This is a genomic window from Burkholderia sp. Bp8984 (assembly GCF_003853755.1).
Classification (GTDB): Bacteria; Pseudomonadota; Gammaproteobacteria; order Burkholderiales; family Burkholderiaceae; genus Burkholderia.
In genome coordinates, this window is record NZ_QTQN01000009.1 from 1 (window position 1) to 21,415 (window position 21,415).

Here is a 21,415-nt window from a genome sequence, read left to right on the forward strand (position 1 = left end):
GCGACTTCTGCTTCAACGGCAACCTGATCATGCGCGCGACCGGCGACCGGATGCTGCTGTCGCCGCCGCTCGTGATTTCGCGTCAGGAAATCGATGAACTCGTATCGAAGGCGAAGAAGGCCGTCGATGCGACCGCCCAGCAACTGGGCCTTTCGTAACGACTTTGCCTACAGGCGTGCGGCGGGTGCCGCGCGCCGCCATAACCCAGGGGAATTCCACCATGCGTGCCTGCTTTCTTCGCCAAGCCTGTTCCATCGCGGCCCTTGCCGCGGTGGCCGCGTTCACGTCGGTCGCCAGCCCGTCGGCGCATGCCGACGAGCTGAACGTCTACAACTGGTCCGACTACATCGCACCCGACACGATCCCGAACTTCCAGAAGCAGACGGGCATCCACGTCAAGTACGACAACTACGACAGCGACGACACGCTGCAGGCGAAGCTGCTGGCGGGCAGCTCGGGCTACGACATCGTCGTGCCGACCTCGAACTACATGGCCAAGCAGATCCAGGCCGGCGTGTACCAGAAGCTCGACAAGTCGAAGATCCCGAACCTCGCGAACCTCGACCCGCTGCTGATGAAGATGATCTCGGACGCCGATCCGGGCAACCAGTACGGCGTTCCCTGGGCCTACGGCACCGACGGCATCGGCTACAACGCGCAGGCGGTGAAGAAGGCGCTCGGCGACAAGGCGCCCGTCGACAGCTGGGCGCTGGTGTTCGACCCGGCCAACATGGAAAAGCTGAAGAGCTGCGGCGTGTCGTTCCTCGACCAGGCCGTCGACGTGTTCGCGGCCACGCTGCAGTACATGGGCAAGGATCCGAACAGCAAGAACCCCGGCGACTACCAGGCTGCGTTCGAAGTCCTGAAGAAAGTCCGCCCGTACATCACCCAGTTCAACTCGTCCGGCTACATCAACGACCTCGCGAACAACGACGTGTGCGTCGTGCTCGGCTGGTCGGGCGACGTCGGCATCGCGCACCGCCGCTCGTCGGAGGCGAAGCGCCCGTACGACATCAAGTTCTCGAACCCGAAGGAAGGCGGCCTGCTGTGGTTCGACGTGATGGTGATCCCGAAGGATGCACCGCACCCCGAGGCCGCGCTGAAGTGGATCAACTACGTGTCCGACCCGAAGGTCAACGCGGCGATCACCAACACGGTGTTCTACCCGACCGCGAACAAGGCCGCGCACCCGTTCGTCACGCCGGCCGTCGCGCAGGATCCGACCGTCTATCCGCCCGAGGACGTGCTGAAGAAGATGGTGCTGATGAAGCCGATGCCGGCCGACATCCTGCGCCTCGAGAACCGTCTGTGGGCGCAGCTGAAGACGGGCCACTGATCACGAACCATCACGGCGGCGCAGGCATCGGCTGAACGCCTGCCCGCCAGAGATCCGCGGACGCTTCGTCCGCCCGCGCGCACCGCGCGCTGTTCCATCCGGCACGAGCCGTTGTCCGCGAGTCGCGTTGTACGCCTCGCGCGGGAACGCTCACGCCTGCAATCCGTGAAGAACGAATGGTGACTCCCATGCAATCGATACCCTCTTCCGCTGCCGCACGCCACACCCAACCGGCCGCCGCGGCCCGCACGAAGAACGATGCGTTCGTGCGCATCGAAAACGTCGTGAAGAAGTTCGGCGACAGCACGGCCGTCGACAACGTGAACCTGACGATCGCGAAGAACGAGCTGTTCGCGCTGCTCGGCAGCTCCGGCTGCGGCAAGTCGACGCTGTTGCGCATGCTCGCCGGGCTCGAGACGGCGACCTCCGGCAAGATCTTCGTCGACGGCGAGGACCTCGCGTCGCTGCCGCCGTACCGCCGCCCGGTCAACATGATGTTCCAGTCGTATGCGCTGTTCCCGCACATGTCGGTCGAGTCGAACGTCGCGTTCGGGCTGAAGCAGGAAGGCACGCCGAAAAACGAGATCAAGGAACGCGTGGCCGACGCGCTCGCGCTGGTGCAGATGAGCAAGTACGCGAAGCGCAAGCCGCACCAGCTGTCCGGCGGCCAGCAGCAGCGCGTCGCGCTCGCGCGCTCGCTGGTGAAGCGCCCGAAGCTGCTGCTGCTCGACGAGCCGATGTCCGCGCTCGACAAGAAGATCCGCCAGAAGACCCAGCTCGAACTGGTGAACATCATCGAGAAGGTCGACGTGACCTGCGTGATGGTCACGCACGACCAGGAAGAGGCGATGACGATGGCGAGCCGCCTCGCGGTGATGAGCGAAGGCAAGATCGTGCAGATCGGCACGCCGGGCGAAGTGTACGAATACCCGAACAGCCGCTTCTCGGCCGAGTTCATCGGCTCGACGAACCTGTTCGAAGGCCGCGTGGTCGAGGACGAACCCGATCACATCTTCGTCGAAAGCGACGACCTCGAGGCACGCATGTACGTGAGCCACGGCGTGACCGGCCCGCTCGGGATGCCGGTCGGCATCTCGGTGCGGCCGGAGCGCGTGCACGTATCGCGCGAGAAGCCGGGCTCGCATCACAACTGGGCGCGCGGCGTGGTGACCGACATCGCGTACATGGGCGCCTACTCGCTGTATCACGTGCGTTTGCCGAGCGGCAAGACGGTCGTGTCGAACCTGTCGAGTTCGCACCTGATGCACGACAGCGCGCCGGCGTGGAACGACGACGTGTTCGTGTCGTGGTCGCCGGCCAGCGGCGTCGTGCTGACGCAGTGAGGACGACATGATGAGAACTTCCGCCTCCACTCCGTCCGCGCCGGTTTCGACCGGTGCCGCCGCAACGACACAGGCTTCGAAGCGCCGCAGCCGCTTCGCCGCGCTGTCGCGCTTCCTGCCGTCCGGCCGCGGCGTCGCGATCGGCGTGCCGTTCCTGTGGCTCGTGATCTTCTTCGCGCTGCCGTTCGTGCTGGTGTTCAAGATCAGCTTCGCCGACCAGGTGATGGGGATCCCGCCGTACACGTCGCTCGTCGAGATCAAGGACGGCGTCGTGCACTTCGCGCTGCAGCTGTCGCACTACGCGTTCCTGCTGCAGGACGACCTGTACATCGCGACCTATCTCAGCTCGCTGAAGATGGCCGCCGTGTCGACGCTGCTGTGCCTGCTGATCGGATTCCCGATGGCGTACTACATCGCACGCTCGGAGCCGGGCCGGCGCAACGTGCTGATGATGGCCGTGATGCTGCCGTTCTGGACGTCGTTCCTGATCCGCGTGTACGCATGGATCGGAATCCTGAAGGATGACGGCCTCCTGAACCACACGCTGATCGCGCTCGGCATCATCCACACGCCGCTGCGCCTCTATCACAGCGACGCGGGCGTCTACATCGGGATGGTCTATTCGTACCTGCCGTTCATGGTGATGCCGCTCTACGCGCACCTCGTGAAGATGGACCTCACGCTGCTCGAGGCCGCCTACGACCTCGGCGCGAAGCCGTGGGTCGCGTTCACGCGCATCACGCTGCCGCTGTCGAAGAACGGGATCATCGCCGGCAGCCTGCTGGTGTTCATCCCGGCAGTCGGCGAGTACGTGATTCCGGAACTGCTCGGCGGCGCCGACACGCTGATGATCGGCCGCGTGATGTGGGATGAATTCTTCAACAACATGGACTGGCCGATGGCGTCCGCGGTGACGGTCGCGATGGTGCTGCTGTTGCTGGTGCCGATGGCGCTGTTCCAGTACTACCAGGTCAAGGAACTGGAGGAAGCGAAATGATCAAGCCGAGCAAACCGCTGTCGACGGGCGTCCTCGCCTTCGGCTTCCTGTTCCTGTACATCCCGATCATCAGCCTCGTCGTGTACTCGTTCAACGAGTCGAAGCTGGTGACGGTGTGGTCGGGCTTCTCGCTGAAGTGGTACGCGGCGCTGTGGCAGGACGACGAGCTGCTCACCGCCGCGTGGCTGTCGCTGAAGATCGGCCTCCTGACCGCCACCGCGTCGGTCGTGATCGGCACGTGGGCGGGTTTCGTGCTCGCGCGCTTCGGCCGCTTCAAGGGCTTCACGCTGTACACGGGGATGATCAACGCGCCGCTGGTGATTCCGGAGGTGATCCAGGGGATCTCGCTGCTGCTGCTGTTCGTTGCGCTGGAGCAGATGTTCGGTTGGCCGAAGGGCCGCGGGATGGTGACGATCTGGATCGGCCACGTGATGCTGTGCGTGTCGTACGTGGCGATCATCGTGCAGTCGCGCGTGAAGGAGATGAACAAGTCGCTGGAGGAAGCCGCGCTCGACCTGGGTGCGACGCCGCTGAAGGTGTTCTTCGTGGTGACGTTGCCGCTGATCTCGCAGGCGCTGCTGTCGGGCTGGCTGCTGTCGTTCACGCTGTCGATCGACGACCTGGTGCTGTCGGCGTTCCTGTCGGGGCCGGGCTCGACCACGCTGCCGCTGGTGGTGTTCTCGCGCGTGCGGCTCGGGCTGAACCCGGAAATGAACGCACTGGCGACGCTGTTCATCACCGCGGTGACGATCGGCGTGATCGTCGTGAACCAGATGATGATCGCGCGCGAACGGCGCCGGGTGGCCGACATGAAGGCGGCGTTCGCGGCGGCCTGACGCCCTGCTTCCCTTTTCATCGATAACAAGACCCGCGCGCCGCGAGAAGCGGCGCGCGGGCCGATCACAGATTGACCAAGCGCACGACAAGGAGAATCCGCAATGAAGAAGAAACTGATCTGCCTGCTGGTGGCCGGCGCGTTGCCCGGCATCGCGCTGGCCGACTCGACCTCCGCCGAAATCAAGGCACTGCAGGCGCAGGTCGCCGCGCTGCAGAAGCAGATGAAGGCCATGCAGGCGCAACTCGCCGCGAAGCCGGGCGGCACCCCGGTCGCGCAGGCCGGCGCGACGATCGCGGCTAAGCCGGTGATCGTGGCCGCCGACCCGTCTTCGCCGGACTACGGCAAGGCTCAAGCCACGCTGACCAACGACGAAGTCAGTGAAATGAAGCAGCAGATCGCGAACCAGCAGCTGAAGGTCGACTCGCTGACGGACGCGGCCAACACCGGGCCGCTCGCGGGCCTGTCGGTCACCGGCTACATCGACCCGACCTACATCTACAACCGCGCGGCCGGCACGTCGTCGTTCCTGTTCGCGAACCACGAGAACGCGTACAACTACTTCAACAGCACGTTCGGCGATCTCTACCTCGACATCAAGAAGACCTTCGGCGTCGGCCCGATGGCGCCGTCGGCGGAAATCACGCTGATGCCGAACCGCGGCAACGGCATCACGCTGCTGCAGAACTCGCGCGGCTCGATCACCGACAACCTGCTGAACACCGCGGTCGTCAACGTGCCGATCACCGCCGAGACGACGCTGGTCGCCGGCTTGATCCCGAGCTTCGGCGGCTACGAGGTGCAGCAGTCGAACCAGATGCTCACGCTCACGCACAACCTGCTGTACGATTTCTCGGATCCGGGCAGCTACGTCGGTGTCGGCGCGAACTACACGAAGGGCGCCTGGGCGTGGAAGTTCTTCCTCGGCAACGAGCAGTACCGCACGTACGGTTCGGTCACGCAGACGGGCACCAACGCGCTCGGCGATCCGATCTCCACCAGCAACAAGGTGCCGACCTTCACCGCGCGCGCGGACTACACGTGGTCGAGCGCGCTCGACATCGGCGGTTCGTTCAACATCGGGCGGCAGACGCTGGCGAGCGCGATCGACGACCAGGGCAACGTCCACTACGGCCCGGGCGGCGCGGCACCGAGCGCCTACGGTTCGTTCTTCTTCGGCGAACTCGACGCGACCTACACGCTCGCCGATGTCCAGTACAACGCCGAAGTCGACTACGGCCGGCAGCAGCATGCGGCGTTCAACGGCGGGCTCGCTCAGTGGTACGGCCTGTCGCTGCTCGCGCACCGCAAGTTCAACGCGCCGGTGGTCGGCCGCATGGGCGTGACGCTGCGCTACGACCTGCTCGCCAACTCGAAGAACGGCGGCGGCGGCGGCGGCATCGCGCTGAACGGCAACGGGATGGATCCGAGCAACGGCTTCGGCGTCGACGCGGACTGCCTCGCGCAGTCGAAGGCCGGCGGCGGCCTGGGCTTCGAGTGCAAGGGCGCGGTGCGCCAGGACGTCGCGCTCGACCTGCTGTTCTACCCGACCCAGCAGATCACCGTGAAGGTCGAATACCGGCACGACTGGGCGAACAACAAGGTGTTCCTGCGCAACGACGGTTCGTACGGCAAGTCCAACGACCTGCTCGCGACGCAGTTCATCTATTCGTTCTGATGCGGGCCGCGCGGGACGCCCTGCCGCGCGCATGGCGTCCCGCATCGTTTCACCCGGCCGGATCGCGGTGCGTCGCGCACCGGCGCCGGCCGTCTTCGACGGAGTCGGTTTGATGACGCAGTCTTTCACCCGCCGCGCCGACGCGCTCGCGCGCGACTCGTACTACGAAGCAACCGCCACGCGCCCCGTGGCCGACGACCCCGTGCTCGAGGAAGCGATCGACGTCGACGTGTGCGTGATCGGCGCGGGCTTCGCGGGCCTGTCGACGGCGCTCGATTGCCGTGCGCGCGGGCTGTCGGTCGCCGTGATCGATGCGCATCGGCCCGGCTGGGGCGCATCGGGCCGCAACGGCGGACAGGCGATCACGGGTTTCGCGAAAGACGAGGTGATCGAGCAGCAGCTCGGCGCCGCCGGCGCACGCGCCGCGTGGTCGCTGTCGCTCGACGGCGTCGCGCTGATCGCCGAGCGGATCGCGCGCCACGGCATCGACTGCGACTTCACGCGCGGTTACCTGACGGTCGCGACCAAGCCGCGCCGCATCGACGACCTGCGCACCTGGATGGATGCCGCGCGCTCGCGCTGGGGCCATCCGTCACTGTCGTGGCTCGACACCGGCGAAATCCGCGCGCGCATCGCGTCGCCGCGCTATCTGGCGGGCGTCTACGATCCGCTGTCGGGCCACCTGCATCCGCTCAAGTATTGCCTCGGCCTCGCCGAGGCCGCGCGCCGCGAAGGCGTCGCGCTCCACGCGCACACGCCCGCGCTCGACGTCGTGCGCGGCGCCCGGCCGGTCGTGCGCACGCCGTCGGGCGAGGTGCGCTGCCGCTTCGTCGTGTCGTGCTGCAACGCGGGCCCCGGCGGCATCCTGCCGGCCGCGACCGCTGCGCGCATCGCGCCGATCGCGTCGTACATCATCGCGACCGAACCGCTCGGCCGCGCGCGCGCCGACGCGCTGATCGCGCAGCGCGAAGCCGTGTGCGACAACAACTTCTTCCTCGACTACTTCCGGCTGTCGGCCGACCACCGGATGCTGTTCGGCGGCCGTGCGAACTCCGCGGGCGCGTCGCCCGACACGCTCGCCGACACGATCCGGCAGCGCATGGTCGGCGTGTTCCCGCAGCTCGCCGACGTGCGCGTCGACCACGCGTGGGGCGGCTTCGTCGACGTCACGCGCAACCGCGCGCCGGACTTCGGCGCGCTCGATCCGAACTTCTTCTACGTCCAGGGCTTCAGCGGGCACGGCGTGGCGCTGACCGGCATCGCCGGACGCGCGATCGCCGGCGCGATCGCGGGCGACACGCGCGCGTTCGACCTGTTCGCGCAGCTGCGCCACCGGCGCTTTCCCGGCGGCGACGCATGGCGGCAGCCCGCGCTCGAACTCGGGATGCTGTATCACCGCGTGCGCGAGCTGTTCTGAGTCCCCTTCATTCGTTTTCCTGATCATGCAGACATTCGCCAACCAGCCGCACGTCGCGTCGTACTACGCGGCGACCGCCAACGATACGACCCGCCATGCGCCGCTCGCCGGCGCGACCGACGCCGACGTGTGCGTGATCGGCGCGGGCCTCACCGGCTTGTCCGCCGCGCTCAACCTCGCCGAGCGCGGCCATTCGGTGACCGTGCTCGAGGCGTCGCGGGTCGGATGGGCGGCGAGCGGGCGCAACGGCGGCCAGTTGATCGGCGGCTTTGCATGCGACATCGACACGTTCGGCAACTTCATGCCGGAAGGCGACGTGAAGCGGATCTGGGACATGGGGCTCGAAACGCTGTCGCTCGTGAAGTCGCGCATCGCGAAGCACGACATCGACTGCGCGCTCGTGCCCGGCTACCTGACCGCCGCGAACACCGAGCGCGACGCGGATGCGCTGAAGCGCTGGCGCGACGAGGCCGCGAAGCGCTTCGGCCACGAGCGATTCCATTTCGTCGAAGCGGACGAACTCGGCGACTACGTGCAATCGGCGCGCTATCGCGGCGGCCTGTACGACCCCGACAGCGGCCACCTGCATCCGCTGAACTACACGCTCGGGCTCGCGCGCGCGGCCGCCGACGCGGGCGTGCGGATCCACGAGGACAGCTGCGTGACGCGCGTGCGCGACGTGTCGGGCGGCCACGTCGTCGAGACCGGCCAGGGGCAGGTGCGCGCGCGCTTCGTGGTGCTCGCGTGCAACACGTACGTCGGCACGCTCGCGCCCGCGCTGTCGAAGAAGATCATGCCGGTCGGCACCTACGTGATCGCGACCGAGCCGCTCGGCGCGGCGCGCGCCGCCGCGCTGATGCCCGCGCGCGCGGCGATCTGCGACAGCCGCTTCGTGCTCGACTATTTCCGGCCGGCGCCCGACACGCGGCTCGTGTGGGGCGGCAAGGTCAGCTATTCGACGCGGGAGCCGCGCAATCTCGCCGACGCAATGCGCGCGGACATGCTGAAGACGTTCCCGCAGCTCGCGGACGTGAAGATCGACTACGCATGGGGCGGCTTCGTCGACATCACGATGAACCGCGCGCCGCACTTCGGGCGCGTCGCGCCGACGCTGTATTTCGCGCAGGGTTTCTCGGGGCACGGCGTGAACACGACCGCGCTCGCGGGCAAGCTGATCGCCGAGGCGATCGACGGCCAGGCGAGCCGCTTCGACCTGTTCGGCAAGATCCGGCATCGCGACTTCCCCGGCGGCGCGACGCTGCGCACGCCGGCGCTGGTGCTCGCGATGAGCTGGTACCGGCTGCTCGACGCGTTCGGCATGCATTGAGCGGCGGCGCACGGCACGACGCACGCGACGTACCGGCCACGCAAAACGGCCGCGCAAGCGCGGCCGTTTCATCGAATCTCGCGGCTTCGGCACGGCATGCAGGCGACCTTGCCTGCCCGACGCGCCGAAGCCGAGGTCCGCGCGCCGGTCAGTCGGTCCCGTACTTCGGCGAACGCGGCCCGTACAGCAGCCCGTTCGGCGGCCCCGCGGACAGCAGCCTGCTGCTGGTCAGGCCGGCCACATCGTGCGCTTCGTCGGTCAGCGAATGCGCGACCTGCTTGACGGCTGCCTGCACCAGCATCCCGACGACCCCGAACGCGTTGACGCTCATGTTGTTGCCGACTTCCTTGCCGGTCGCACGGCCCTCGCCCTGCCACAGCACGTCGCCGGTCTTCAGGTCGACGAGCTTCGCCGACGCCGCGACCACCGTCGTGCTGTCCACCACCTGGTAGACGGAGCCGTATTGCGTGATCTTCGCGTACAGCGCGGCGTCCGCACCGAAGATTTCGCGCAGCTTCGCCGGCGACGTGCCCTGGATTTCCGCGGCGTTCGTGAGGCCGTTCTGCTTGAACGTCTCGTCCATCACCGCGACCGGCACCACGTAGTAGCCCGACTCGGCCAGCGGCTGCGTCATCTGCGACAGCACACCGTAGGTCGCGCCGACATCGGTCGTCTCGTTGAGCGGCGGCAGCACGAGGATCGAGCGCGGCTGGCTCTTCTTGAAGGCCGTGTAGTCGGGGCGTTTGACGGGCTGCGCGCACGCGCTCAACAGCGCGACGATCGACAGCACGGACAGCAGCTTGAATGAAAGTGTCTTGATCATGGCAGGCACGTCACTGTTTGGCGGGAGTCGGATCGGCATTCTTCTGGCCGGCGATCGTCTGGCCGGCGGCCGACGGATTCGCGGCCTTCGCGGCCTTCGCGTCGCCGGCTTTCTTCTTCATCAGGAAATCCATGAACGACGCGGATTCCGGAAAGAGCGCCTTCTCGGCCTGGAATTCCTGCCCGGCCTGCTGTTCGCTGCCGACGCTCGCGTAGAGCATCCCGAGATGTGCATGGAAGCCCGGCGGCGGCGTCTTGCCCTTCGCGCGAATCTCCTGCAGCGCCTTTTCGAGCGCGTCGATCTGCTCCTGCGGGGACTTCTGCCCCTTGAAGTATTCGTACACCTGCGGCTGATAGCCGTTCCATTGATAGAGCGGCGGCGTGGTCGGCGCCGCGCAGCCCGCGAGCAGCATGACGGCCGCCGTCGCCGGCAGCCAGATTCCCCGTTTCATGGTCTTGTCTCTTCTGGTTGGTGAATGATTCGTCGCGCCGTACTGCGCACGGCGCCTATTGCGGTGCCTTCAGCGTGCCGGCGTCGACCTGGTCGACGAGATGATTCACGGCTTCCTGGATCGCGAGGTCCAGCACCTTGCCGTTGAGCGTCGAGTCGTAACCGGCCGTGCCGCCGAAGCCGATCACTTCGCGGTTCGACAGGCTGAACTCGCCCGCGCCCTGGCTCGACGCGACGACTTCCGACGTCGTCGTGTCGACGATGTTCAGGTTGACCTTCGCATACGCGACCTGCGTCTTGCCGCGGCCGAGAATACCGAACAGCTGGTGATCGCCGACGTCCTTGCGGCCGAACTCCGTCACGTCGCCGGTCACGACGTAGTTCGCGCCCTTCACCGCCTGCGCCTTCTTCATGAAGCCGGCTTCCTGCTTGATCTCGTCGAGGTTCTCGCGATCGAGCACGTTGAAACGGCGGCTCTGCTGCAGCCGCGTGACGAGAATCGTCTTCGCCTGTCCGCCGAGGCGGTCGATGCCGTCCGAGAAGATGCCGCGCATGTAGCTCGAGCGGTTGTCGAACTTGCCGACCGCGATCGCGACGGGCTTGCCCGCATACGGTTTCTGCGCGCTGCTCACGGCCGGCACGTCGAGCGTGCGCGACGATTCGGTCGCGCAGCCGGACAGCGCCGCGACGAGCGCCGCCGCCACGAGAACGGTGCGTCGTGTCTGAATGTTCACTGCGGGTCTCCTTACGTGAAAAGATTGCCCGGAACGGGCTCGCCGGCTTGCCGACAAACCGGCGGTCGATGCGATGATCGAAGCGGCCGGGGCGCGCATCGGCGCGCGCGCGACTTCATCGCCCGGACGGCGATGGAGATGGCGGCATGCGAAGGGAAAGTGCACGCAACGGACGTGTTGCGGCGAGACGCGAACGCGCGGCGCATGGATCGACGACCCCGCTTGCGCCGGCTACCGCGTGATTCTGGTTACTGCGCTGTTGATCGCGCATGATCGGCCCCGTATATGATTTTGGCCGATCATACCAAGTCTGATTATCGAGGCGGGATTTCTTTAGAAGAATTGACGATCTTTACAAATCGCCGCGGATCCGTGGTGCGTCACACGCCAGCGGAGCGTGCGCGGGACGCCCGAGCCGGCGCGCCGCTGGCGGTCAGTCGGCCACCTTCTGCCGCATCGTCACGAACTCCTCGGCCGCGGTCGGGTGAATGCCGATCGTATCGTCGAATTGCGCCTTCGTCGCGCCCGCGCGAATCGCGATCGCGATGCCCTGGATGATCTCGCCCGCGTCGCGGCCGACCATGTGCGCGCCGATCACGCGCTGGCTGTCGCGCGCGACCACCAGCTTCATCAGCGTGCGCTCGTTGCGGCCCGACAGCGTGTGGCGCAGCGCCTTGAAGGACGTGCGGTAGATGTCGACTTCACCGTGCACGCGACGCGCATCGGCCTCGGTCAGGCCGACCGTCGCGAGCTCCGGCTGGCTGAACACGGCCGACGGGACGTAATCGTGATCGGCCGCGACGCGCGCGCCGCCGAACAGCGTGCGCGCGAGCAGCGCGCCGTCGCGCGTCGCCACCGGCGTGAGCTGCGGCCGCGACGTGACGTCGCCGAGCGCATGGATCGAAGGCACCGACGTCGCCGAATACGCATCGACCGCGATCGCGCCGCGCGCGTCGAGCATGACGCCCGCGCGCTCGAGGCCGAGCCCTTCGACGTTCGGCACGCGGCCGGTCGCATAGAGCACCGCGTCGTACGGCCCGTGCTGCGCGTCGCCGACCTGCACGGAGAGCGTGCCGTCGTCCGCGCGCGCGATCGATTCGACCACCGCGCGCGCGTGGATCGCGACGCCCTGCTTCGTCATTTCGTCGGTGAGGAACTGGCGCACGTCGTCGTCGAAGCCGCGCAGGATCTTCTCGCCGCGATAGAACAGATCGACCTGGCTGCCGAAGCCGTTGAAGATGCCGGCGAACTCGACCGCGATATAGCCGCCGCCGACCACCGCGATGCGCTTGGGGCACGCCGGGAGCGACAGCGCCTCGCGCGACGTGATCGCATGCTCGATGCCGGGACGGTGCGGCAGCGCCGGCCGCGAGCCGGTCGCGATCGCGATGTGGCGCGCGCGGATGGTGCGCTCGCCGATCGCGACCGTATGCGCGTCGACGAGGGTCGCGCGTCCTGCGTGCATCGCGACGCCGGATTGCCGCAGCAGGTCGATGTAGATGTCGCTGAGCCGGTTGATCTCGCGATCCTTCGCGGCGATCAGCGCGGACCAGTCGAGCGTGCCGGCGCCGAAGGTCCAGCCGAAGCCCTTCGCATCCTCGAGTTCGTGCGGATAGTGCGATGCGTAGACGAGCAGCTTCTTCGGGATGCAGCCGCGCAGCACGCAGGTGCCGCCGATCTGCTCCTGTTCCGCTATGCCGACGCGCGCGCCGTATGACGCCGCCATCCGGGCGAGCCTCACGCCACCGGAGCCGGCCCCGATGACGAACAGGTCGTAGTCGAAATCCATCGCAAGCCCTCATCGCAGTTCGGATGACGGCACGATAGCAAGATTCGGGAATTCGTGCGGAACGTGGCGCCGCAGGACGCGCGCGCCATAAAAAACGGCGAGAGACGTCGCCTCTCGCCGGTCAAACCGGCTGCCGGGTGTGCCATGCGTCACCGATCGACCACATGCCCGGCCTGCCGGCCGCGCGGCACCGGTCCGCCCGGATGCGCGAACGGCGCACCCGCGGCGGGACCAGCCGCCTTGCTCAGGCCTGCGACGTGTCGCTGCCGTCCGTCGCCTGCGTGTCGTCAGCCTGCTGCGGCTGCTCTTCCTTCTTCTCGAGCATGCCTTCGATCGCCTCGGCGCCCTTGAAGCCGGCGACGGCCGCCGCCGCCTTGGTCAGCAGGCCCGCATCCGGATCGAGCTTCTCCGCCGCCTCGACGGCTGCCACTGCGCCAGCGATTTCACCCACGGTGTTCAGGATACCCATCGTCATCCCCTTTCAAGAAATTCGTGAGCGCATCGTCCCACGAAAAAAAAACCGGCGGACCGTGTTTGTCATCACCGGATACACAAGTTACGCGCCAGGCCGGCCGCACGCGAAACGCGCGCCGGAACGACGCCCGCGCGTGCGTTGCGGCACGCGGCGGACCCTGCACGCAGCGTAGCGGAATCGCTTCGCGCGCACTGTCAAAGTATGTTCTGGAATGCCGACGGAACCCTTACGGGCGGCGTGTTCCCGATGGAGCAATCGCTGAATGGTCGTCTGCGCGCAGGAAGGCGCGTGGCGAAAAAAAAGAGGCTCCTTCCTGGAGCCTCTTCGATGCGCGCCGAACCGGGGCCGGCGCACGCGTTGACGATTTTCGTCAGAAGATATTGCGCAGGCCGATCGCGATGCCGGTCTGGTTGCTGCGACCCGGCAGCTCGACGTTCGCCGCGCCGTTCGTCTTGTTGAAGTCGACCGTGCCGTAGACTTCCGTGCGCTTGCTGAGCGCGTATTCGGCGATGCCGACGATCGCGTAGCGGTTGCCGCTCGCGAGCGTGCCGTTCGCGGTCATCGCGTTGCGCATGTGGTCGTAGTAGAACGCGCCCGTCAGCGTCAGCGGCGTGCTGACCTGCCAGCTCACGCCCGCGAACGGACCGTCGTCGATCCGGCCCGTGCCCTTCGCGACCGGAATCGACTGCTGCGCGAGCAGGCTGTCGACGAAACCGGTGTCGTCCTTCGAGCGCAGGTAGCCCGCATAGATCTTCGCCTTGCTGAACGCATACACGACGTTCGCGTGGTAGATCGTCTGCTTGCGTGCGGAGTTGTCGCTGTTCTGCTGCGCGCCGGCCGCGATGCTGAGCGGACCCGTCACGTACGACAGCGACACGCCCCATGCGTTGCCCTTGCCGAGCGAGCCCGGGATCTGGCCCGAGAAGCCGCCGGCGCCGGTCGATTCGTAGTTGGTGCCCGTCGAGTACATCGCCTTCGCGGTCAGGCCCGCGAACGTGCCCGTGTACTTGATCTGGTTGTCCGCATACAGGCCGCCACCGAGTGCGACCGGCAGCCATGCATTTTCGAGGTAGTTGCCGACCGTCAGCGGATCGTAGGTGTCCGACAGCAGGTCGAACAGCGGCGTCTTCTGGCGGCCGAGGGTCACCGTGCCGTACGGGCTGCCCAGGCCGACGTATGCCGCACGGTTGAACAGGCGGCCGCTGTCGGCGAATGCGCCGTTCTGCAGGTTCACGCCGCTTTCGAGCTTGAACACGGCCTTCAGGCCGCTGCCGAGGTCTTCCGTGCCGTAGATGCCGAAGCGGCTGTTGGTGATCGCGCCGTTGGACATCGACAACAGGCCGTCGTTCTTGGCGTTCGCGTTGGTCAGGTAGCGAACGCTGACGTCGGCGACGCCCCACAGCGTGACCGAGCTTTGTGCTGCTGCGTACTGGCTGGCGAAGGCCAGCACTGCGCCCCCTGCGATGGCTGCGAGCCGGGTGGTCTGCTTCATGAGCTTTCCTTTTTGTAGGTGTCTCCATTCATGGCCGGCCGCGTGCGCAGCCGGGTGGCGATCGCGGACGCTCATGGCGCGCGCGATGTGGGCTGAATCATAAGACCAGTGCGCACGCCGAAAGAAATTGAAACGCGCGGTCGCGCGCGATTGTCGCCCTGGAACAACGTTTCCCGCGCCGGGCTTGCCTGTCGCGCGACGGATGCGGGTCGCGGCGATGGCGGGACGAAGGCCGGCGCTGTAAGGCGCGGCCGGAGCAACCGGTTTGCGCTGGGGCTGCGTGGCGGAGGGTGGCGCGATGAGCCGGTGATTCGGCCGCGCGGCGGACCGGCGGGCCGCATGCCGGCGGCCCTGCGCGCGTCAGGCCGGCCGCGGCGTTCCGCCGTCGGGGTTGCTGCCGTTACTGCCGTTGCTGCCGCGAACTTCGGCGCCCCCGTTGCCGGCCGCCCCATCGCCACTGTCACGCCCACCGCCCGCGCGCCGCCGCGCCCGCCGCACGATCTCCGCGAACGCACCGGCGAGCAGCAACACGGCGGCCCACAGCGCGACGTCCGGCACGAGCCGCGTCACGACGCCGCCGACCACCGCGCCGGCCAGGAAGCAGAAGCTGATCGTCGCGAGCAGCGCCGAATCGTGCAGCGCGCCCGCGTCGTAACGGGGAATCAGCCCGACGAACAGCTTCTGCGCGGCGCGCCGCAGGTTGCCGGTCGTCATCACCGACGTGTACGACAGTTCCTCGAGATGAGTAAACGACAGCGTCTGCAGCGTCGCGACGAACGAGATTCCGGGAATCAGCCACGCGCTCGACGCGCCGACGAGCCCGCTCGCGGCGACGCCGAGAAACGCGATCTCGACGATCAGGCTCGCGAACGCGGTGTGCCTCATCCAGCCGCGCTGCGCGGCGAGACCGAGCAGGTGCGCGACGAACACCGCGACCACGAAACCGCCGAGCGGCGGCACGTGATGCAGCGCGGCCGCCCATTCGCCGGCCGACACGTTGATGCCGAGCAGCGCGACGTTGCCGGTCATCGTGTTCGCGAACACGTGGCCGTGACCGACGTACGTGTACGCGTCGAGATAGCCGCCGGACAGCGTGAGCAGCGCGGCGACGGTGAGATTGCGGCTGGCGCCGTCGAGATCCATCAGGCCTCCCGTGAAGAGTCGCGCCAGTATCGCGCACGGGAGGCCGGTTGTGCGCCGCTCACTGGCCGATGCCGGTGAGCCCGATCAGCGCGCCGGCCGCGAGCAGCCACAGCGGATGGATGCGCGTGCGCCACGCGAGCACCGCGCATGCGGCGGTGATGCCCCACTGGATCGCGGTGCGGTTCGACGCTTCCGAGATCAGCACCGCGCTGGCCGCGACGAGCCCGGCCGTGACCGGCATCAGCCCCTGTTGCACGTAGCGGCGCCACGGCCGGTCGCGAAAGCGCTCCCACGCGTGCAGCGCGAGCACCGTGACGATCGACGACGGCCCGAACTTCGCGATCGATGCGACCAGCAGCCCGGCCCAGCCGGCCACATGCCAGCCGACCAGCGGCACGATCATCATGTTCGGCCCCGGCGCGGCCTGCGCGAGCGCGAACAGCGCGGTGAACGCGTGCGCGCTCATCCAGTGGTGCACATCGACGACCTGCCGCTGCATCTCCGGCAGGATCGTGTTGCCGCCGCCGAATGCGAGCAGCGACAGCTGGCTGAAGATCGTCGCGATCGCGATCAGCGTGTCGTTCATGACCGGCCTCCGTCGCGCACGGCGGCGCGCTGCGGTGCCGACGCCTCGCGGCGCCGCGACGCGAGCCAGATGCTCACGGGCGTCAATACCAGCATCGCGCTCAGGAGCGGGATGCGCAGCACCGCGATCGCGGCGAATGCGAGGGCCGCGATGCCGGCCGCGGTGCGCGGCGCGTGCAGCAGCGGCTTCGCGACCTTCACGGCCATCGCGACGAGCAGGCCGGCGGCCGCGGCGGCGAGCCCGCCGAACAGGTGCTGCACGCGCGGATCGCCCTGCGTCTTCGCATACAGCACACCGAGCCCGACGACCACGAGCGTCGGGCCCGCGATCAGCCCGAGAATGCCGGCGAACGCGCCCGCGACGCCGCGAAAGCGCATGCCGACGGCGACCGACAGGTTGATCACGTTGCCGCCCGGCAGGAACTGGCACAGCCCGAGCAGATCGGTGAATTCGTCGGCGGTGAGCCATTTGCGGTCGTCGACGATCGTGCGCCGCGCGAACGGCAGCGCGCCGCCGAACGACATCAGGCCGAGCGACAGGAAGCCGGTGAACAGCTCGGCGAGGCCGACACGGCGTGGAGGCGCGGCAGGCGACGGAGAAACGGATTGCATGGGGCTCCTCATCAAACGATGCCCCGAGGTTACCGCCGTGCGGCACGCCGGCAAAACGATTTTATCGGCGCGTCCTTGTGATCTAGAATCACAAGCATGGCACGCGATCTCCCGCCCTTTTCCGCGCTTCGGGCCTTTGAAGCAGCGGCGCGACATGAAAGCTTCAGCGCCGCCGGCGACGAGCTGCATGTGACTCATGGTGCCATCAGCCGGCAGATCGCCGGGTTCGAGGCGTGGCTCGGCAAGCCGGTGTTCCACCGCTACGGCAAGCGCGTGAAGCTCACCGACGAAGGCCGCCGCTATCTGGATACCGTCCGCGCCGCGTTCGACAGCATCGCGCTCGCCACCGAGCAGCTGCGCAACACCGGGGCCGCGCGCGTGCTGCGCATCAATGCGCTGCCGACCTTCGCGATGAAATGGCTGCTGCCGCGCCTGTCGCGGTTCCAGCGCGACGTGCCGAACGTCGAGCTGAAGCTGTCCACGTCGAACGCGCCGCTCGATGCGCTCGACGGTTTCGACGTCGCGATCCGCCGCGGCCCCGGCCACTGGCCGAACTGCACGAGCGGCCACTTCCTCGACGAAAGCGTGATTCCGGTCTGCAGCCCCGCGCTGCTCAACCGCGCGCCGATCATCCGCGCGGACGATCTCGCGCGGCACGTGCTGCTGCATTCGGACACGCGGCCGGAAGGCTGGCGCGACTGGTTCGCGGCGGCCGGCGTGACGATGAAGGGGCGCAAGCGGCAGTCGTTCGACCACTTCTACCTGGCGCTGCAGGCGGCCGTCGACGGGCTGGGCGTCGCGCTCGGCCCGCTGCCGCTGATCGACGACGAGCTCGCGAGCGGGCGTCTGGTGATGCCGCTCGACGGGCCGCGCATCGCGACACGCAGCTACTGGTGGATCGCGCCGGGCACGCCGGCCGACGATCCGCTGGTCGCGCAGTTCTGCGCGTGGCTGGAAGCGCTGGGGAATGCGAACGGATGACGCGCGCCGCGTCGCCGCTACCCGATCGAAACAACGCGGCGTGCCACCTCACGTCCCCGTCCGCGTTGCAGGAATGAAACCGATCCGCGCGCAACGCCCGCGATTCCCCTGCGGAATCGATGTCGCGCGCCCCTGCGTTTCCTCGTCGCTCCCGCCACCGGACGTCAGGCTTGGCATGCGGCCGACCGGCCCACCGCCGCGCGTTTCAGCGCTGAAACATTTTCGCGTGCGCCGCGTTGCACCGGCGTCACGCGGCCCCCGCCGAGCCCCCGTTTGCGCGGAAGTCCGCGTGCTGGCCCGTTGCTTGCTGAGGGAGCCGTGCAGACCACGAAACCTGCACGGGCGAACGACCCGATGCAGGTGACAAACATTCATCCAGCGGGTCGGGGGAAATCATGTCGAAACTCATATCGGCCGTCACACGGTTGCTGTCCTGCATCACTGCTGCTGTTGCGCATCCGCTGATGCCGACGGCACGACTTCGCACCGTCGAGATCCGCTGTGCCAACACGGTCCACGCCAGCACACGACGTCACGACACTGTGATCCGGTAATCGAAATCCGCAGCCCGCGCGCTACGACGACCATGCGCACCGTTCGCGCGGGCATTGCCGCCGGCGCCGCGGCTCACACCACCGGCCCCGGCTCCTTTTCCTTGCGCAGGATCGCGTACAGGATGATCGCGCCGAACGTCGCGGTGCCGATCCCACCGAGCCCGAAGCCGCCGATCTTCAGCGAGAAGTCGCCGGCGCCGAGCACCAGCGTGACGGCCGCGACGATCAGGTTGCGGTTGTCGGAGAAGTCGACCTTGTTGACGACCCAGATCCGCGCGCCCGTCACCGCGATCAGCCCGAACACGACGATCGACACGCCGCCGAGCACCGGGCCCGGAATCGTCTGGATCACCGCGCCGAACTTCGGCGAGAAGCCCAGCCCGATCGCGATCAGCGCGGCGACCGCGAACACGAGCGTCGAATAGATCCGCGTGACGGCCATCACGCCGATGTTCTCCGCATAGGTGGTCACGCCGGTGCCGCCGACGCTGCCCGACACGATCGTCGCGAGCCCGTCGCCGATGAACGCACGGCCGACGTAGCGGTCGAGGTTGGTGCCCGTCATCGCGCTGACGGCCTTGATGTGGCCGAGGTTCTCCGCGACCAGGATCACCGCGACCGGCGCGAGCATCAGCATCGCGTGCGGATCGAACACCGGCGCGCGGAAGCTCGGCACGCCGAACCACGCGGCATGCGCGACGATCGAGAAATCGACCGGCTTGCCGAGGCCCATCCCGTTGGTCGCGATCGCATAGATCACGTAGGCGATCACCAGCCCGACGAGGATCAGCAGGCGCTGCATCATCCCGCGCGCGAACACCGCGACGCCGCCGACGCACAGCACCGTGACGAGCGCCATCACCGAGTCGAAGGTCGATGCCGACACGCCCTTGACCGCGATCGGCGCGAGGTTCAGCCCGATCACCGCGACCACCGCGCCGGTGACGACGGGCGGCATCAGCGTCTCGATCCAGCGCGTGCCGATGGCCTGCACCAGTGCGCCGAGCGCGACGTACACGACACCGCACGCGACGATCCCGCCGAGCGCGACCGGGATGTTCGGGTTCGGGCCGCTGCCGCCGTAGCCCGTCACCGCGATCACGAGGCCGATGAACGCGAAGCTCGAGCCGAGGTAGCTCGGCACGCGGCCGCCGACCAGCACGAAGAACAGCAGCGTGCCGATACCCGACATGAAGATGCACAGGTTCGGGTCGAAGCCCATCAGCAGCGGTGCGAGCACGGTCGAGCCGAACATCGCGACGACGTGCTGCACGCCCATCGCGACCATCTGCGGCCACGCGAGGCGTTCGTCGGGGCCGACCACGCGCGAGACCGCGCCGGTCGGTTGCACCCGCCAGCGCGGGAAGTAGGAATCGGACATGGGGAAAAGGGCTCCTGTCGAACGCCGGCTGCGGGACGGTGCGCCGGTCTGGAATCTGGCGCGAGTTTACGGAGCGGAAATGGGGCTGGCAAGCGCGAACCGCCGGCGCGGCGGCCGTGCCTGCCGGGCGGGCATCGGCGCGGCGCGACCGCATCGGCGGCGGCCGGCCGGCGCACCGCGCGATGTAAGCGGGCGCTCACATCGCAGCGGACGCGACGCGGATTACGGATTGATGTACTGGAACAGCGACATGTTCTGCAGCTGCGCGTAAGCCTTCTGCGCGCCGCTCAGCGCGTTCTGCACCTGCAGGTACTGGCTGATGGTCGTGACCATGTTGGCGCTCGTCAGGTCCGACAGGTTGCTGGTCGTCTGCAGCGCCGCGGTCTGGTTGACGGTCTGCATCGCCTTGACCTCCTGCTCGCGGCCGCCGACCGACGCCAACACGGTCGTGACGTTGCGCATCGAGTTGCCGATCTTCGTCGCGCCCGTGCCCATCGCGTTCGACAGTGCGGCGGTCGCCGTCGGATTGCCGCTGATCGGCGTCTTCAACGCCGTGATCATCGAATCGAGCGTCGAGAACACGTCGACCCCGCTCGCCTGCGGCGCGGGCGTGACCGAAAAGGTGTCGGTAGGCGACGGCGTGCCCGACACGGCGACCTTCATCCCGTTGCCGAGCGCGATCGCGGCGCCCGACGTATAGGCCTGCGCGGGCCCGGGAGTCGGGGGTGAAATCGAGTTGTCGGTCACCGTGTAGGTCGGCGCGGCCGCCGTGCCGCCGAAGGTGATCGTGAACTGATGGCCGTTGGTCGCAGCCGACGGATCCGTCACCGTGACGGGGCCGATGGTGGCCGTGCCCGTGTTGGCCGCGCCGGCCGCCTGGACGGGCGAGCTGCCGAGCGCCTGCACCGACATGAACACCGAGAGGCCCGAGTCGCCCTGCGGCACGCTGCGCGAATCGTCGATCTGCACGGTGCGCGTGCCCGTATCGCCGACATAGCTGATGCTGCCGGCGGCGTTCTTCGTGAACGGCGCCGTCGAATTCTGGTAGCCGGCGAACAGGTAGTTGCCCGCGCCGTCGGTCGAGTTCGCGAGCGACACCAGCTGGTCGCGGTAGCCTTCGAGCTGCGCCGCGAGCGCCGCGCGATCGCTGTCGGCGAGCGAGCCGTCGCCGGCGCGCACGATCAACGACTTGACGCTGCCGAGTACGTTGCCGACGCTCTGCAGCGCCTGGTCCTCGGCCTGCAGCGACGCGAGCGCCGTGCTCTGGTTCGCCGCGTACTGCGACAGCGTGGCCGACGTCATCGACAGCTGCACGGCCTGCGCCGCGCCCAACGGGTTGTCGGCCGGCGTCGACAGGCTCACGCCGCTCGAGATCTGCTGGTAGAGCTGCGCGAGCTGGGCCTGCTGATCGTTCATCTGGCCGACGTTCAGCTGGTAGAACTGGGTCGTGGAAATCCGCATCG

Annotated in this window: 19 protein-coding genes and 1 pseudogene; 9 read left to right on the top strand and 11 right to left on the bottom strand. The window is 67.8% G+C overall.

Going from position 1 to position 21,415, the window contains the following annotated elements; genetic code table 11:
• The 8 genes and pseudogenes from DID98_RS11590 to DID98_RS11625 all read left to right on the top strand — a co-directional run.
• Positions 1-158: pseudogene (locus tag DID98_RS11590) on the top strand (aspartate aminotransferase family protein); the annotation flags it as partial.
• Between the two features lie 62 nt (positions 159-220).
• On the top strand, positions 221-1,336 hold the full coding sequence (locus tag DID98_RS11595; protein ID WP_124486634.1) for a polyamine ABC transporter substrate-binding protein: 1,116 nt from the start codon (positions 221-223) through the stop codon (positions 1,334-1,336).
• Between the two features lie 188 nt (positions 1,337-1,524).
• Entirely contained in the window at positions 1,525-2,679 is a 1,155-nt protein-coding gene (locus DID98_RS11600) for an ABC transporter ATP-binding protein (protein ID WP_124486635.1), read from the top strand.
• A gap of 10 nt (positions 2,680-2,689) precedes the next feature.
• Positions 2,690-3,676, top strand: coding sequence for an ABC transporter permease subunit (locus DID98_RS11605; protein WP_044847898.1), 987 nt, complete (start codon positions 2,690-2,692; stop codon positions 3,674-3,676).
• Positions 3,673-4,512, top strand: a complete 840-nt coding sequence (locus DID98_RS11610) for an ABC transporter permease subunit (protein WP_044847895.1) — start codon at positions 3,673-3,675, stop codon at positions 4,510-4,512. Before DID98_RS11605 ends, DID98_RS11610 begins: the two co-directional genes overlap by 4 nt.
• A gap of 102 nt (positions 4,513-4,614) precedes the next feature.
• Positions 4,615-6,189, top strand: a complete 1,575-nt coding sequence (locus tag DID98_RS11615) for a DUF3138 family protein (RefSeq protein WP_124570720.1) — start codon at positions 4,615-4,617, stop codon at positions 6,187-6,189.
• A gap of 112 nt (positions 6,190-6,301) precedes the next feature.
• Positions 6,302-7,606 carry an FAD-binding oxidoreductase gene (locus DID98_RS11620; protein WP_124570721.1) on the top strand — a complete coding sequence of 435 codons (1,305 nt, stop codon included), beginning with the start codon at positions 6,302-6,304 and terminating at the stop codon, positions 7,604-7,606.
• 25 nt (positions 7,607-7,631) lie between these two features.
• Positions 7,632-8,933 carry an FAD-binding oxidoreductase gene (locus tag DID98_RS11625; RefSeq protein WP_124570722.1) on the top strand — a complete coding sequence of 434 codons (1,302 nt, stop codon included), beginning with the start codon at positions 7,632-7,634 and terminating at the stop codon, positions 8,931-8,933.
• A gap of 148 nt (positions 8,934-9,081) precedes the next feature.
• On the opposite strand, the gene DID98_RS11630 is transcribed toward DID98_RS11625, so the two are convergent.
• The 9 genes from DID98_RS11630 to DID98_RS11670 all read right to left on the bottom strand — a co-directional run bounded on the left by DID98_RS11630 (position 9,082) and on the right by DID98_RS11670 (position 17,036).
• The gene (locus DID98_RS11630) at positions 9,082-9,756 is read right to left on the bottom strand and encodes a DUF799 domain-containing protein (RefSeq protein ID WP_044847891.1); all 675 of its coding nucleotides are present in this window, start codon (positions 9,754-9,756) and stop codon (positions 9,082-9,084) included.
• Between the two features lie 10 nt (positions 9,757-9,766).
• Positions 9,767-10,207, bottom strand: a complete 441-nt coding sequence (locus DID98_RS11635; protein ID WP_044847890.1) for a DUF4810 domain-containing protein — start codon at positions 10,205-10,207, stop codon at positions 9,767-9,769.
• A 55-nt stretch (positions 10,208-10,262) separates the two neighbouring features.
• Positions 10,263-10,934, bottom strand: coding sequence for a CsgG/HfaB family protein (locus DID98_RS11640; protein ID WP_185500359.1), 672 nt, complete (start codon positions 10,932-10,934; stop codon positions 10,263-10,265).
• A 439-nt stretch (positions 10,935-11,373) separates the two neighbouring features.
• Positions 11,374-12,729 carry a glutathione-disulfide reductase gene (gor, locus tag DID98_RS11645; protein ID WP_124570723.1) on the bottom strand — a complete coding sequence of 452 codons (1,356 nt, stop codon included), beginning with the start codon at positions 12,727-12,729 and terminating at the stop codon, positions 11,374-11,376.
• A gap of 244 nt (positions 12,730-12,973) precedes the next feature.
• On the bottom strand, positions 12,974-13,198 hold the full coding sequence (locus DID98_RS11650) for a hypothetical protein (RefSeq protein ID WP_121861342.1): 225 nt from the start codon (positions 13,196-13,198) through the stop codon (positions 12,974-12,976).
• Between the two features lie 376 nt (positions 13,199-13,574).
• Positions 13,575-14,696: a porin gene (locus DID98_RS11655; RefSeq protein ID WP_124570724.1), complete on the bottom strand. Its 1,122-nt coding sequence runs from the start codon at positions 14,694-14,696 to the stop codon at positions 13,575-13,577.
• Between the two features lie 360 nt (positions 14,697-15,056).
• Entirely contained in the window at positions 15,057-15,839 is a 783-nt protein-coding gene (locus DID98_RS11660; protein ID WP_124570725.1) for a YoaK family protein, read from the bottom strand.
• 58 nt (positions 15,840-15,897) lie between these two features.
• Complete coding sequence (locus DID98_RS11665; RefSeq protein WP_044847886.1) at positions 15,898-16,425, bottom strand: chromate transporter; 528 nt, start codon at positions 16,423-16,425, stop codon at positions 15,898-15,900.
• On the bottom strand, positions 16,422-17,036 hold the full coding sequence (locus DID98_RS11670; RefSeq protein ID WP_124570726.1) for a chromate transporter: 615 nt from the start codon (positions 17,034-17,036) through the stop codon (positions 16,422-16,424). Before DID98_RS11670 ends, DID98_RS11665 begins: the two co-directional genes overlap by 4 nt.
• 96 nt (positions 17,037-17,132) lie before the next feature.
• Here DID98_RS11670 and DID98_RS11675 point away from each other — a divergent pair, with 96 nt between their 5' ends.
• Positions 17,133-18,017 (top strand): transcriptional regulator GcvA, encoded by an 885-nt coding sequence (locus DID98_RS11675; protein ID WP_124570727.1) that lies wholly within the window; start codon positions 17,133-17,135, stop codon positions 18,015-18,017.
• A gap of 627 nt (positions 18,018-18,644) precedes the next feature.
• Here DID98_RS11675 and DID98_RS11680 read toward each other — a convergent pair.
• Positions 18,645-19,952, bottom strand: a complete 1,308-nt coding sequence (locus DID98_RS11680) for a solute carrier family 23 protein (RefSeq protein WP_124570728.1) — start codon at positions 19,950-19,952, stop codon at positions 18,645-18,647.
• A 222-nt stretch (positions 19,953-20,174) separates the two neighbouring features.
• On the bottom strand, positions 20,175-21,413 hold the full coding sequence (gene flgL / locus DID98_RS11685) for a flagellar hook-associated protein FlgL (RefSeq protein ID WP_124570729.1): 1,239 nt from the start codon (positions 21,411-21,413) through the stop codon (positions 20,175-20,177).
• Between the last annotated feature and the right edge of the window lie 2 nt (positions 21,414-21,415).

What these genes read in the sequence shown, in the direction of transcription:
- DID98_RS11595 (WP_124486634.1), top strand. Translation starts at nt 221, where the DNA reads ATGCGTGCCTGCTTTCTTCGCCAAGCCTGTTCCATCGCGGCCCTTGCC.
- DID98_RS11600 (WP_124486635.1), top strand. Translation starts at nt 1,525, where the DNA reads ATGCAATCGATACCCTCTTCCGCTGCCGCACGCCACACCCAACCGGCC.
- DID98_RS11605 (WP_044847898.1), top strand. Translation starts at nt 2,690, where the DNA reads ATGAGAACTTCCGCCTCCACTCCGTCCGCGCCGGTTTCGACCGGTGCC.
- DID98_RS11610 (WP_044847895.1), top strand. Translation starts at nt 3,673, where the DNA reads ATGATCAAGCCGAGCAAACCGCTGTCGACGGGCGTCCTCGCCTTCGGC.
- DID98_RS11615 (WP_124570720.1), top strand. Translation starts at nt 4,615, where the DNA reads ATGAAGAAGAAACTGATCTGCCTGCTGGTGGCCGGCGCGTTGCCCGGC.
- DID98_RS11620 (WP_124570721.1), top strand. Translation starts at nt 6,302, where the DNA reads ATGACGCAGTCTTTCACCCGCCGCGCCGACGCGCTCGCGCGCGACTCG.
- DID98_RS11625 (WP_124570722.1), top strand. Translation starts at nt 7,632, where the DNA reads ATGCAGACATTCGCCAACCAGCCGCACGTCGCGTCGTACTACGCGGCG.
- DID98_RS11630 (WP_044847891.1), bottom strand. Translation starts at nt 9,756, where the DNA reads ATGATCAAGACACTTTCATTCAAGCTGCTGTCCGTGCTGTCGATCGTC.
- DID98_RS11635 (WP_044847890.1), bottom strand. Translation starts at nt 10,207, where the DNA reads ATGAAACGGGGAATCTGGCTGCCGGCGACGGCGGCCGTCATGCTGCTC.
- gor (WP_124570723.1), bottom strand. Translation starts at nt 12,729, where the DNA reads ATGGATTTCGACTACGACCTGTTCGTCATCGGGGCCGGCTCCGGTGGC.
- DID98_RS11650 (WP_121861342.1), bottom strand. Translation starts at nt 13,198, where the DNA reads ATGGGTATCCTGAACACCGTGGGTGAAATCGCTGGCGCAGTGGCAGCC.
- DID98_RS11655 (WP_124570724.1), bottom strand. Translation starts at nt 14,696, where the DNA reads ATGAAGCAGACCACCCGGCTCGCAGCCATCGCAGGGGGCGCAGTGCTG.
- DID98_RS11660 (WP_124570725.1), bottom strand. Translation starts at nt 15,839, where the DNA reads ATGGATCTCGACGGCGCCAGCCGCAATCTCACCGTCGCCGCGCTGCTC.
- DID98_RS11665 (WP_044847886.1), bottom strand. Translation starts at nt 16,425, where the DNA reads ATGAACGACACGCTGATCGCGATCGCGACGATCTTCAGCCAGCTGTCG.
- DID98_RS11670 (WP_124570726.1), bottom strand. Translation starts at nt 17,036, where the DNA reads ATGCAATCCGTTTCTCCGTCGCCTGCCGCGCCTCCACGCCGTGTCGGC.
- DID98_RS11675 (WP_124570727.1), top strand. Translation starts at nt 17,133, where the DNA reads ATGGCACGCGATCTCCCGCCCTTTTCCGCGCTTCGGGCCTTTGAAGCA.
- DID98_RS11680 (WP_124570728.1), bottom strand. Translation starts at nt 19,952, where the DNA reads ATGTCCGATTCCTACTTCCCGCGCTGGCGGGTGCAACCGACCGGCGCG.
- flgL (WP_124570729.1), bottom strand. Translation starts at nt 21,413, where the DNA reads ATGCGGATTTCCACGACCCAGTTCTACCAGCTGAACGTCGGCCAGATG.